13 protein-coding genes are annotated in these 13,140 nt (G+C 43.6%); 3 read left to right on the top strand and 10 right to left on the bottom strand.

From position 1 onward, the window contains the following. Nucleotides 1-32: 32 nt before the first annotated feature. Both J7I42_RS20465 and J7I42_RS20460 read left to right on the top strand, forming a co-directional pair. On the top strand, nt 33-632 hold the full coding sequence (locus tag J7I42_RS20465; protein ID WP_209140712.1) for a TrmH family RNA methyltransferase: 600 nt from the start codon (nt 33-35) through the stop codon (nt 630-632). Between the two features lie 85 nt (nt 633-717). After that, a complete protein-coding gene (locus tag J7I42_RS20460; protein ID WP_209140711.1) occupies nt 718-1,206 on the top strand; it encodes a TlpA disulfide reductase family protein in 489 nt (162 codons plus the stop codon). A 164-nt stretch (nt 1,207-1,370) separates the two neighbouring features. On the opposite strand, the gene J7I42_RS20455 is transcribed toward J7I42_RS20460, so the two are convergent. The 10 genes from J7I42_RS20455 to J7I42_RS20410 form a co-directional block, all read right to left on the bottom strand. Continuing rightward, nucleotides 1,371-1,994, bottom strand: a complete 624-nt coding sequence (locus J7I42_RS20455; protein WP_209140710.1) for a DUF4142 domain-containing protein — start codon at nt 1,992-1,994, stop codon at nt 1,371-1,373. 524 nt (nt 1,995-2,518) lie between these two features. Next, nucleotides 2,519-3,124: a thioredoxin family protein gene (locus tag J7I42_RS20450; protein ID WP_209140709.1), complete on the bottom strand. Its 606-nt coding sequence runs from the start codon at nt 3,122-3,124 to the stop codon at nt 2,519-2,521. 233 nt (nt 3,125-3,357) lie between these two features. Beyond that, a complete protein-coding gene (locus tag J7I42_RS20445) occupies nt 3,358-4,329 on the bottom strand; it encodes a YihY/virulence factor BrkB family protein (RefSeq protein ID WP_209140708.1) in 972 nt (323 codons plus the stop codon). Nucleotides 4,330-4,331: 2 nt separating this feature from the next. Beyond that, on the bottom strand, nt 4,332-5,384 hold the full coding sequence (gene mltG / locus J7I42_RS20440; protein ID WP_209140707.1) for an endolytic transglycosylase MltG: 1,053 nt from the start codon (nt 5,382-5,384) through the stop codon (nt 4,332-4,334). 331 nt (nt 5,385-5,715) lie between these two features. Further along, nucleotides 5,716-6,045: a preprotein translocase subunit SecG gene (secG, locus tag J7I42_RS20435; protein ID WP_209140706.1), complete on the bottom strand. Its 330-nt coding sequence runs from the start codon at nt 6,043-6,045 to the stop codon at nt 5,716-5,718. Nucleotide 6,046: 1 nt separating this feature from the next. Then, a complete protein-coding gene (locus J7I42_RS20430) occupies nt 6,047-7,420 on the bottom strand; it encodes a hypothetical protein (protein ID WP_209140705.1) in 1,374 nt (457 codons plus the stop codon). Between the two features lie 9 nt (nt 7,421-7,429). Next, complete coding sequence (lptE, locus tag J7I42_RS20425) at nt 7,430-8,020, bottom strand: LPS assembly lipoprotein LptE (RefSeq protein WP_209140704.1); 591 nt, start codon at nt 8,018-8,020, stop codon at nt 7,430-7,432. After that, a complete protein-coding gene (locus J7I42_RS35635) occupies nt 8,004-9,248 on the bottom strand; it encodes a sigma-54 interaction domain-containing protein (protein WP_209140703.1) in 1,245 nt (414 codons plus the stop codon). The genes lptE and J7I42_RS35635 overlap by 17 nt, the downstream gene beginning before the upstream one ends. 332 nt (nt 9,249-9,580) lie before the next feature. After that, nucleotides 9,581-11,008 carry a tRNA (N6-isopentenyl adenosine(37)-C2)-methylthiotransferase MiaB gene (gene miaB / locus J7I42_RS20415; protein WP_236065521.1) on the bottom strand — a complete coding sequence of 476 codons (1,428 nt, stop codon included), beginning with the start codon at nt 11,006-11,008 and terminating at the stop codon, nt 9,581-9,583. A gap of 414 nt (nt 11,009-11,422) precedes the next feature. Continuing rightward, complete coding sequence (locus J7I42_RS20410) at nt 11,423-12,277, bottom strand: class I SAM-dependent methyltransferase (RefSeq protein ID WP_209140702.1); 855 nt, start codon at nt 12,275-12,277, stop codon at nt 11,423-11,425. 196 nt (nt 12,278-12,473) lie between these two features. Here J7I42_RS20410 and J7I42_RS20405 point away from each other — a divergent pair, with 196 nt between their 5' ends. Then, nucleotides 12,474-12,995 (top strand): DUF6933 domain-containing protein, encoded by a 522-nt coding sequence (locus J7I42_RS20405; protein WP_378571993.1) that lies wholly within the window; start codon nt 12,474-12,476, stop codon nt 12,993-12,995. The last annotated feature ends 145 nt before the right edge of the window (nt 12,996-13,140 follow it).

Here is a 13,140-nt window from a genome sequence, read left to right as displayed (position 1 = left end):
TGAAACTTGAAACGTGTAACAAAATAAAAAATATGACGCCTGAAAGACATGACCGCCTGCTGGCGGTATTAAATAAGCGGCAAAGTGATTTAACGGTAGTATTGGAAAATGTGTTCGATCCGCATAATATTTCAGCTGTAATGCGTACCTGTGATGCGGTAGGGGTACAGGAAATATACGTGTTGAATACCAAAATTCCCCGCCATAAGAAATGGGGCGCAAAAAGCAGCAGCAGTGCCGCCAAATGGCTGTCTGTTTACCAGTTTACCGATGCAGAGGCCTGCTTTTCGGCTTTACGTCAAAAATATGACCGGATCTTAACGACCCACCTGAGCAGTGATGCTATTAATTTGTATGATATTGATTTTACAGGCCGAATTGCGCTGGTGTTTGGTAACGAGCATTCGGGCGTAAGTGATGAAATAAGGGCCATGGCCGATGGCAATTTTATTATTCCGCAGGTGGGCATTATAAAATCGCTGAATATTTCTGTAGCCTGTGCTGTTACCCTGTATGAAGCGCAACGGCAAAAGAAACTGGCGGGCCATTATGATAGTAGCCGTATGCCGGTACCTCAAATGAATGAGTTGTTAGAGAAGTGGGGATTTGAAGAAGAAGAAGCAAGTTCCTGAGTTTGTTAGTTCTTTAGTTCTTGGGTTTTAAACTATGAACTTACTAACTCAATAACAAACTTGTATTTGATCCAAAATATCACAAATGAAACACGTACTAATTACAGTCTGTTTATTGTCGATTGCTTCATTTGCATTCTCCCAAACGATTAAAAAAGTAAAGGTCACCGAAGTGGAGGAGTATATCAAAAACAGCGATCACCCTATTGTGTTGAATTGCTGGGCTACCTGGTGTGCGCCCTGTATTGAGGAAATACCTTACTTCATGGAAGCAATAAAGAAATACGGTGAACAAAAAGTGGAACTGTTACTGGTAAGCTGTGATTTTGCCAGCAGTTATCCTAATAAGATCATCGATCTCATTAAGAAAAAACATTTCGAAGCTACATTCTTCTGGCTGAACGAAACCAATGCCGATTATTTTTGTCCGAAGATCGATCCCAAGTGGGATGGCACCCTGCCTTCTACCTTGTATGTAGATCCCAAAACCGGTTATAGAAAATTCTTTGGCCGCCCCATGACAGACAGACAAATTGATTTGGAAGTAGGCAGATTGGTTGGGTTGAAGAAGTAGGAGGTAAGAGGTAGGAAGTAAGAGGTAGGAAGTAAGAGGTAAGAAGTAAGAAATAGGAGGTAAGAGATAAGAGAAGAAGTAGGAGGTGAGAAGAGTCGGTATTTTCATACATCGTACTTCTTACTTCCTACTTCATTTTTTCTCCAGCACTCAATTCCGGATAACTATTTCAACATTTTATAGATTGCTTGTGCTGAATCGAGGTGCATTCTAAGTGTTGGGAGTTTTTGCGATGCAAATGTTTTTATATCAGGATCTGTTCCATCCTTTGCTACTTTCTCAAATGCATCTATCACATCTTTATGGTCGCTTACCATCATTTTCATGTAAGCTTTATCGAAGTCAGCACCTTGCTTGCTGCTAAGGTCTTTTACATGATCTTCATTTTTGCCACCCAATTCAGCGGGCAGGTTTACGTTCTTACCACGGGCAATTGATTTCAATTCATCATTGGTAGCGCCGTGATCGTGTACCATCATTTCTGCGAAATGCTTTACCCGTGGATTAAAGGCGCGGTCATTTGCCAGTTTACTCACTGCAACTTCGGTCATGCCACCAACGGCTGCATCATTCATAAAAGTGTGGGTTTTATCATCAACGGTAGTCTGCGCCATTTTTGATGAATCCGGCATATTGTTCACATCACGATTAACATCTGAGTTATTAGGTGGCGCCTCATTAATGCCCGTTGAATCGGTTTTGGTACCGTTATTAGATGACGGACCCTGACAGGCAAATAGAGAGACCATAGCGCATACTGTAAATGAATAAACAATTGATTTTTTCATCTGTACTTTTTTTTGTGTTTTTTATAAGTAGCGGGAGTAGAGGTTAAGGTATATGCAGCATTTTTTATGCCTTGTCCGGGTTCACTTGTGTAATGGCAATATAATGAAGTATATAGGTTGTTGTGGGGAGTAATGTCAACAAGAGAGATGTTTATGTAAAATGTACAACATTGACTGAAGGGCAGACGACCCTCCTAGCTAAAGCTTCGGCGGGCGAGGCAGAAGGTAGAGGATTTCAGGCGGCGCAACGCCGTTATTAGTTTCAATAATCGTGAAAACATACCTGAGCACAGCGAAGATGCTTTTACATCGAACGTAGTGAGATGCCCTGATTTAATTTCTCGTTTCCCGTTTCACGATTAAGTGAGGCACCAATTTCAAGAACCGATTGCCAGCCAGCCCCGACTTGTCGGCGATTCACGATTGCCGTTTCACAACTCACCACTGACCAAAATGTGAATCCCCCATCCCGGCTCGGCCGGGACAGGGGATTGTACAGATTTTAAAAACGGGACTTATTGGTGTTAAGAGATTCTCTTAATACTACAACCAACCGATCTCGATTGTTTTACCGATACTTCCTTCCCGGACAGCACCTCAATCATCGCTTCTTTTAAGTGATGGCGGTTTATACTGGCGGCATCTGATGGACTGTCGTCAATAGCGCCATGATATACTAGTTTTCCTTCTTTATCGAAAAGAAAACATTCTGGTGTACGGGAGGCTCCAAATGCATCGGCCAGCTCATTGTTCTTATCTTCGGCATAATACCAGCTGTAATCCTGCCCTTTCGCATATTCCTGCATGGCGGTCAATGATTCAGAACTTTTTCGGTTAGCTTCATTAGAATTCAACAAAACCACACCAATGTTTTTGCTAGTCGCATATATACAGATTTCCTTGGTACGGGCCTGATTATTGATAACCACAGGGCAGGTGTTACAACTAAACATTACCAGCAAGCCGTTCTCCTTCATGGCGTTTTTTAATGTCACCTCTTTACCGGAAATGTCTTTTAACTTATTGACTGATTTCGGAATGCCTGAACCCAATGGCAATGGGTCTTTCATAGTAAATGCAAACAAAACCATTGCAGGCAACAGCAATAAGCCGTAAATAGTTTTTTTCATTGACATTTATTTATGGTGTTATAACAGGGCGGGGGAATTGCCTAATAAGATTTTCATGGTACTGTAGCTAGTCATGAAAATTTTATTGCGGAGCTTTCATTGTAGCAGATTCTATGACAAACAGCTATGCAAAGTTTACTAAAAAATGCTGGTTTTACCTAGTTAAATCTGCTGTACAACTTTAAAATTTTCTTAAAATGGAGAATAATTATAATGTGATCCATTAACTATTGTTATACGCGATCGCGAAAAATGAGGTCCTCATTTATATTTTGTTGCTGTTTTTGCCGTTCATCGGCCATGGCCTTAATAGAGTGGATACTTACATTTAATTCATACCCAATGAGCAATACGAGCGAATTTATATAAATGATGATCATCAATACTATGATGGTACCGATTGACCCATACAGGGCATTGTATTTGCCGAAGTTGTTTACAAAAATGGAAAAACCCAGGGTGGTGAGAATGCTTAAAAAGGTGGCCAGTATGGCCCCTGGTGATAAAAGCTTCCAGCGTTTTTGTATGGCCGGGGCATATTTATAAATAAATGCAATGGCATAAAATATCAGGGCAACTATAAACAGCCACCTTGCTATACTAATAACCTGAAGTACAAAAGTGCTTTTAATACCTATCAGTTTCAAGACTGCATTTTGCGCAATCAATAGCAGCAGGCACGCCAATATGAGCCCCATAATGATCACGGTGAGCTTGATGGCCACCATGCGGGTATTCAATCCCGTGCGTTTTTCAAACCCAATATAGTTCTTGTTGAAAGAACGCATCAGACCCATCATCCCATTGGATGCAAAAAAGATCAACAACAGGAAACCGAATGATAACAGCGCTATATGGTCCTCTTTAAAGAAGCTGTCTACAAAAGTGATGATGCCTTTGTTATAGGTATCTGCCGGTATAATATCACGGATAATAGAATGCAGTTGCCGTTTTATTTGACCCTTGCGAATAAAAGGCAGTTGTGGTATCAGCGTAAATAAGAACAGGCAGGAGGGCGGAATGGACATGATAAAGTTGTAGGAAACGGCCGATGCCCTTTCTGTTAAACCCACCCGGCGGATCTGTTCTTTAAAAAATTTTATTACATCGAACAGCGGTACTCCGTCAAATCCGGGTAATATTACCTTTTTACTTTTTTCAGCAAAAAAGCGAATAGGGGGTGAGTTTAATATGATGCGTTCCACGTTCATTTTGGCTTTACTGTACTGTCTTTTGCTGCTCTTTTCTGTTGTTCTATAGTTAATGCTGTACGAAACTCATTAGCCACTTTTACGTGCTGATCAAAGGTCTCTGTAAATACGTGACGTCCTGAGAAATCACTTTTGGCTACAAAATAAAGATAATTCGTTTGTGGCGAATGTAAAACTGCATCGAGTGTTGCCAGTGATGGGGTGCAAATAGGCCCGGGTGGCAAACCCGCATTCATATAAGTATTGTAAGGCGATTCAACGCTGAGGTATTTAGTATGAATACGTCTCAGGGTAAAATCTTTCATGGCAAACTTAATGGTAGGATCGGCCTGCAAACGCATCCCTTTCTTAAACCGGTTCAGGTAAATACTGGCAATTGTATCCTTATCGGTTTTTATGGTTGACTCTTCTTCTACAATAGAGGCCAGCGTATATGCCTGAACAGGGGTAAGGCCCTGGTTACGTGCCTGCCGGCGGCGTTCTTCGGTCCATACATTTTTATATTCGGTATAAAACTTATCGAAGATGGTATGCAGGGGCGCGTTCCAAAAATAGGTGTAGGTATTGGGATAGATCATGGCAATGACCGTATTGGTATCGAACCCATACTGTTGCATGGTGTCAACGTTCGTGTAATAATTGACAACATCCATGGAGTCTATTTCCATTTTACGGCCCAGGAAACCTGCCAGGTTTTCTTTGGTGCGTAGCTTGGTAATAATGAGTTTTACGGGGGCCTGGGTGCCATTGCGGAGAAGACGGGTAATGTCCATCAGGCTCATGCCGTTCTTTATTTCATAGCGGCCTGCTTTCAGCTTTTCCGGTACATCAAGCCGGTTGGCTAACAGATCAAGCATACTGGGGCTTTTTACCAGGTTGCTGTCGCGAAATGATTGCAACACTTCAGGCCAGGTTACATGGCCCGTATGTATATAGAGGTATTTCGATTTTTGGGGAAATGCGGTATTGGCTGTGAAAAATTGCCAGCCGGCAAAAGCGCCTGCCAGTACTACAACAATCAGAACGCTTGTTACCAGTTTTCTGAACATGGGATATAGATTATTTTTTTATCATCCATTGCTATTGTTCTTTATCCATTCTGGGTGTGCAAGAACTATGCTAATAGTCAGTGGTCAGTGGTGAATGGTCAGTGGGAACCCGAAATTTCAGGCTTTCCAGCTAATAGCGAGCTTGCTCACCACTCAGTGGTCAATGGTGAATGGTCAGTGGGCACCCGAAAATTCAGGCTTTCCGACTAATAGCGAGCATACTCACCATTCACCGCTCACAAAAACGGCTGCTTACTATTGCCTATTGCCTATAGAAAATAAAAAAACCCTGCCCATTAAATGACAGGGTTCAGCTATTTTTTACAATATATTATTTCGCCGGAGCGGGTGTATTTTGTAAAGGTGAGCCGCTATTAGGAGCAGGAACTCCTGATGACGGACGGGCATTTACTGGTTCACGGCTGCTTACTTTACCCTCGGGGATAAAAAATGCCGAGAACAAACACAACAGGGCAATTGCAATCGCCATAACCCAGGTGCCTTTTTCCAGTACATCGGTTGTTTGTTTTACGCCCATAAATTGGGTATTGAAACCGGCAATGCTGCCAGCCAGGCCACCGCCTTTAGGGTTTTGGATCAGGATAAACAATCCGATTGCCACACTAGCTATAATTATGAGTACCAGAAACAAAATGGTCATGTCACTGTGCTTTTAATTGTTCAATTCGACTCGCAAAATAAGGGCTTTTGGCGGGATTAAGCAAACTTAATTTCTCATAAACCCGTATTGCCTTGTCAGGATTTCCCTGTTTGGCCCATACCTCGGCCATGGCCTCGGTCAACACCTCTTTTTCTTCATTGGAATGCTCGGCAATGCGTTGGATACTTTGGTTGGCTATATCGTCCAACGAAGTGTTGGACTCAATAGGGCCAACCCGTTTCATGCTCCGCAACCATTCGGTAAAGCTTTTTAATTGTTTACCAAGCTTATCTTTCAGTTCTTCCTGCAATAGTTTTATGCCCTGAGACGCAAAATAGTCGATGGTATGGTACGATTCAAAGACCGGTTCATCGGGGTCAACCGACATTTTCCCTTCCGAAGTGGCAGTGGTAAAGCCAGCTGGTTGGGTAGGGGCCTGCGCCGTAATGGCTACAGGTTCAGCTGCAGGAATTATTTCATTATTCTCTTCAACTAATTGTTCTTCAATGGCAATTTCAGGCGGGGCAGTGGTAATGGCTGCCACTGGTGCTATAGCGGCCAGCTCTTCTGGTGCTACTTCAATTGCCGGAACAATGTCATCTGCCACGGCCGTAACTTCCATTTCTATTTTTGTAACATCAACGGCCGGTACAATATCATCTTCTTTTGTCTCGGTTTCTAACTCTGCATTGGTGACCTCTACTGCAGGCACAATCTCATCCGCTTCTTTATCAATCTCCTGGGAAACAGTAGTAGGGGGCATCATAACTTCTTCAGTAATACTTACCGCGTTGGGGGCAATTTCTGAGGTGGTTACGATCTCTTCCGCCAGTTGGCTGTTTTCTGCAATAGCTACGGCGGAAGCAGTTTCTTCAGGCGCACCCTGGGTAATAGCAGCTTCCTTTTCAATCAGGGAGCCGTTCTCATTCACCTGCAGGGTTTTCTCCTCTTTATCTAAAGTAGGTCCTGCACTGGCAAGGGCTGGTTCTGCAGGCACATCAGCGGCAGCTGGGAATACAGGTGCTTGTTCCACTGGTATTTCTGGTAGTTCCCCTGTTTTTGGCATTTGTACCACAATTCTGAACCCTGGTTGCTGAGCTGCTTCTTCGGCGTGTACCGGAAGGGCAGGCATTTCTTCCTTCTGGTCCAATTGCCAACGCAACCATAATGCATTATGAAAATAAAGGGAAGCTTGCTCGCCCTGTTCATTATGATTGTAGGAACCTATTTCCTTCAGCTTTTTGGCATAAAGGAATTGCCCTACGGCAGCATAGGGATAGTCGACAGTGAACTGTTTCAGTTCCTGCTCAGTCACCTGTTCAAAAGAGTCTTTGTCGAAAAGGTGTTTGACCAGTGTTTGAATGTGATATTGCATGTAACCAGCTTACCAGTTTGAAAAAATACGATTGAAAATTTCATCCACCATGTTTTTAATGATGGTCTCATTTAATTGGGCTTCGGCCTGCGTTAACGACAGGCTGGCCCCATAGTCGAAGTTACGGGAAACATCGGCTTCAAAATTCTTTGTGGCGTCCAGCGTGTTTTTAAAAACTACGTGCACAGTTACTGTAAGGCGTTGTATAGATGCCTGCTGCGTATTTGAGGTTCCGCCGGTACCGCCAGAAATACCAGATGTAGTAACATTATACCCGGTTACCGTACCATTGATTTCGTAATGGGCCACATCATCGGCTGGTACACCGTTTAACCTGGTTTGGCTAACGATCTTCTGGCGTAATTTATCAGTTAATTGCGGACTTAACTGCGGATTTACATACCGGGCCCTGTTCTCAATGTAATTTACCTTGAAGGTTTTTACTTCAGGGGGAATGGAGCCTATATCCTTAAAGCTGTAACAGCCTGCAAATAAAAGGGCAATAGGCAATAGGCAACAGGCAATAAGCAATTTTACAATGGATTTTTGCCCATTGCCTATTGCCCATTGCCTTTTGGCGTTATCATTCTTTAATGTCATATTCTTTTAGTTTACGGTAAAGGGTCCTTTCACTAATACCCAGGTCAAGGGCCGCATCTTTCCGTTTGCCTTTATGTTTTTTAAGGGCTTTTTCTATCAGTTCTTTTTCTTTGTCCATAATGTTCAACGATTCATCTATTTCTTCATGATGATGAATATCGTCGTTGTCATGATGGATCATTACCGGTTGGGCCGGGCCCTGTACTACTGGTTGCACATAGGCCGCAGGTAACAGTTCCTTTGACTTCAACTCGTTTAATACCGATTGGTTTTGCACGCTGGTACCCGGGTTTTGCAGAATATCTACAAACATCTTCTTCAACTCGGTCACGTCCTTCTTCATATCGAAAAAGAGCTTGTACAAAATTTCGCGTTCGTTGGCAAACTCGTGCCCATTGGCTACGGGGTTACCAGTTGCATGGGCCAGCACAGGGAGCCGGTTCATGTCCCGGTTGGGGAGGAACCGTTTTAACTCATTGGATGATACCAGTTTATCGGAGGCCAGCACGGAAATTTGTTCTGCAATATTCTTTAATTCACGCACATTACCGGGCCAGGGGTAATTAATTAACACATCTTTGGCCTCATCATCCAGCTGCACCGGCGTTGTCTTATACCGTTCTGCAAAGTCAACACTGAATCGTCTGAAAAGGAGGGGAATATCTTCAGGCCGGTCGCGCAGGGAAGGCACCCTGATGGGCACCGTGCTTAACCGGTAATAAAGGTCCTCTCTGAATTTGCCATTCTGGGTAAAGGTGAGCAGGTCTTTATTGGTGGCGGCAATTACCCGCACATCGGTTTTTTGCACTTTGGAAGAACCAACCCGAATGAACTCACCAGTTTCCAGCACCCGCAGCAGGCGGGCCTGCGTACCCAACGGCATTTCACCAATTTCATCAAGAAAAATGGTACCTCCGTTCACTGTTTCAAAATACCCTTTACGTGCATCAACAGCGCCGGTGAAGGAGCCTTTTTCGTGGCCGAACAGTTCCGAATCGATGGTGCCTTCGGGAATGGCGCCACAGTTTACAGCAATGAACGGGTTGTGTTTACGGGCCGATAAGGCATGAATGATCACTGAAAATGCTTCTTTACCTACACCGCTTTCTCCGGTTATCAGCACAGTCAGGTCGGTATTGCTTACCTGTGCAGCAACCTGCAAGGCAAAGCTCAATGCCGGCGAGTTGCCGATAATGTTGAACCTGTTTTTGATACTTTGAATATCCACTTTCTACTAATTTATTTCAGATACCCTCAGCGGTTATCAGCGATAATTTTGCATGAAGGCGATCCGGATTATTTTAATCAGGGCCAGGCCCTGTATGTATTATGTTTAAAATGCCCTTGTGTAGTATAGGGCTGGTTTGGCACTTTTGCCAAACTGATAGTTTCAATTCGTTACAATCAGGCGATGGTTGAAACTATTACCTTTCAACTGGTATGAAAGAGGTGCGCTTATGTAAAAAGCGGCACGTTTATATTTATTTAATATTCTTTTTCTATGCTGCTGTATCTCCTTTTTTCTTTTGGTGAATGCCTGCCTGTTTATAGATCCTTTCTTTAGGGTTCAATTTTTCCAATCAATGTTGCTACTGTACACTCAGTTACTTTAACCATTACATAATTGCCTTTGTTCAGATCGTATTGTTCTTTTGGAAACACTAAAACTTTGTTCTGGCTGGTACGTCCCATCCAATCCTGGTCGCTGCGTTTACTGTTTCCTTCAATGAGCACTTTAAAAGTTTTGCCCAGGTCTTTCAGGTTACTTTCATGGCTCAGCGCATTTTGCAGTTTCACGATCTCAGCCAACCGTCGTTTTTTTACATCCTCGGGTATATCGTCTTTGTAACGGCGGGCGGCCAGGGTGCCCGGGCGCTCGCTGTAAAAGAACATATAGCTCATGTCGTATTTACTGTGCCGCATAATGCTCAGTGTATCCTGGTGGTCTTCTTCCGTTTCGGTACAAAAACCGGCAATGATATCGGAGCTGATGCCACAATCGGGCATTATTTCCAGAATGCGATCTACCTTGGCCATATACCATTCACGGGTATACGTTCTGTTCATCAATTGCAATACCCGGGTAGAACCGCTTTGTACGGGCAGGTGGATGTATTTACAAATATTCTCATACTTCGCCATGGTGAACAATACATCATCGGTGATGTCTTTTGGGTGCGAAGTAGAAAAACGAATACGTAAAGCGGGATCGATCAACGCCACCATTTCGAGCAGGTTAGCGAAAGTCACTGGCTGCCCGGTAGTGGATGATTCTGGTGTCCAGTAGTAGCTGTCTACATTCTGACCTAACAAGGTTACTTCTCTATAACCGTTGTTGAACAGGTCGGTACACTCCCCAACTATGGAGTGGGGATCGCGGCTGCGTTCACGGCCCCGGGTAAAGGGTACTACGCAGAACGAGCACATATTATTACAACCCCGCATAATGCTTACAAAACCCGACACGCCATTGGTGTTGAGCCGAATGGGGGAGATGTCGGCATACGTTTCTTCCCGGCTCAGTAGCACGTTCACGGCTTTCTGGCCGGTTTCAGCTTCGGTAATAAGACCGGGCAGGCTGCGGTAGGCATCGGGGCCTACTACCATATCAACCAGCTTTTCCTCTTCCAGAAATTGCGCTTTCAGGCGTTCGGCCATACAACCCAGTACGCCAATAAGAGCGCCGGAATTGATCTTTTTAACCTTACGTAGTTCGGTAAGGCGTTTGCGTACGGTTTGCTCAGCCTTCTCACGAATTGAACAGGTATTGATCAGGATCAGGTCGGCTTCCTCGAAATTACGGGTAGCGCCAAACCCGTTTTCATTCAGAATGGAGGCTACGACCTCACTGTCGGCAAAGTTCATAGCACAGCCGTAGCTTTCGATATAGAATTTTTTATTATATGCATTCGGGTCATTTACAAAGGGAGCAATAGCTTCTCCTTGCCTTGTTTCCTCGTGCATAGTATGGTTCATCCGCTCTAACATCAACAATTCAGTTTTTTGGGATGGCAAAGATAGCCAAAAAAGGCTTTCAATGACAGGTTGACAGGGGAGAAGATGTTCAAAACAAGGGTATTGGAATCTTAAGGTTACAGATTACCTATTACTAGTGCTATTCTGGTTTATTGCGGGTGTTATTCTAGTGATATATATCGTTTATAGCCATTTCCCTTGTAATATGCCACTGAAATGCCACTGGAATGCCACTGGAATGCCACTGTCAGTGGCATTCTGATGCTATTTTTATGGGATACTTATGGGATTTTGATAGGCTTTTTAGGCCATTTACCTATATAAATACACAATATTCTGTAAATAAATACACAGATTGCCCCGGGATACAATAGGAAAGTGCCCGGAGTTTAAAGCAAAGACACCTGACTTTCAGATAAGCAGGCGCTATTTACCGTACAAAACGTACGCATAGGTTTTGTTACCTATTTCGCGGGCTTTTTTGGGGAAGAGCCTGATAAAGAGATTGTAAGGAAATTTTAAGGAGGGTAATTTACGACCAATTCGGTCCCCTTCGTCGAGGAGGTAGATATTATCATGTACTTTCCAGCCATGGCTGGTAAAAAAGGCTATGGGATCATCAACATTAAATTGCAGGGGTGCCCTGGAAAGCATTTTCTTCAAGGTGTTGGTGCGCCGGTGCCGGCTTAAACCGCCATTGTAGTCCATGATCCAGTACTGGAAGGAGGGCATTGCATAAATATCTCTTGAAAGCCGGGCTCCCTGTTCATTGGTCAGGTAGCCCACAACACCCTCGGTAATAAGAAGGGCGCGTTTGGTTTCGGCGCCCAGCCGGTTAAACAGGGCTTTCCGTTCAGCGTCGTTGCTGAGGTCGGCCGCTATGCGATGGAGGTGACAGGCAGGTATATCGTTTGCCAGCAACTGGCTTTTGTATTCTATCATATGCGGGAAATCAACTTCTACCCATTGCAGGTTTACCGGCAGTGGCATGCGGTAAGGCCGGGTATCGAGCCCAGCCCCTAAATTTATAACGGTGTCGACGCCCCGTTCAATGGCCTCGTTGATCAGCCGGTCGATGCCGGTGGTGCGGGTGGTCATGGCAAAGGCCATGTGTTTTTTTATGGGGGTGACCTCTACCATTTGAAAACCTTTTTCTCCCGCCAGTTTTCGTGCCAGCGTATCCTTAAAAGCGGCATCAGGACGCTCTGATTCCAGTGCCCTGAATGCGGCGATCCAAAGCGCTGTGTCTGATACGTTATTGATGAGTTGATCTTTTTCCATAACATGCTACCCTTTTACATTACTAAACGGTTGTTCTTTGCAGTGATCCCTGTCAATATAAATTTAATCAATTTTAGGGAGAGTGGGGGAGCGTGGGGTGGCAATAAGGTGCACAATTTATATTTGGAATTTGAGATATAACCTTTAGTTTGGATCAGATTTTTAAATCCGGTAAGAATATTTATCAAGTACACTTATGCTGATTTTTCATGCAACTCAGAAATTACTTAATATTTCGAAATTGAAATCGCCCTTTTATATATCAGCACCAACGGTTGGACAAATGCTTCATAGTTGGTATTGCAGTCTGCTGGCAACAGGTTTTACCGGAAAGCTGATGTTGATGTATGTTCATGAGCCATCTTTGCTTACAATAATCTGCCGCGGAAAAACTATTAACGGCACCTGGGAAGAATTTAAGCACCGGTTGCCACAATTATTGAAAAGATACAATTTTCAACCTGCTTTTATAGAGTTGGAAACAGCACTTGCCAATGAGTTTGTTGTGTCTAAGACCAATAGCAGGTCGATGCTTGCTCATATAAATCAAATGAAACTTTCGCTGCAAATACATTGCTCTAATTTTGATAGTTATGCAAACATATCGCAGGATCTTCTGGAAGAGTTTGGGATGAAATATCTGTATGGCATAGAGGGCAAAAGCAATTCTTATAGAACAGCGATTCAATATTGGAAAGATCAAAAGGCGCTCATATAGCTCAAAAAGGGGAGGAAAAAGCAGCAAATATGAGTTGGCTGTAATATATCAATCCTGTATCTTCATACACTTCCTGCCTTATGTAATCATTCTTGTATACTACCACTTTGAAGACCACTCATTCTTAACTTCAAAAACAAAACTC

It is taken from the genome of Niastella soli, assembly GCF_017742245.1.
GTDB classification, from domain to species: Bacteria; Bacteroidota; Bacteroidia; order Chitinophagales; family Chitinophagaceae; genus Niastella; species Niastella soli.
This window is presented reverse-complemented; position numbering and strand designations above follow the sequence as displayed.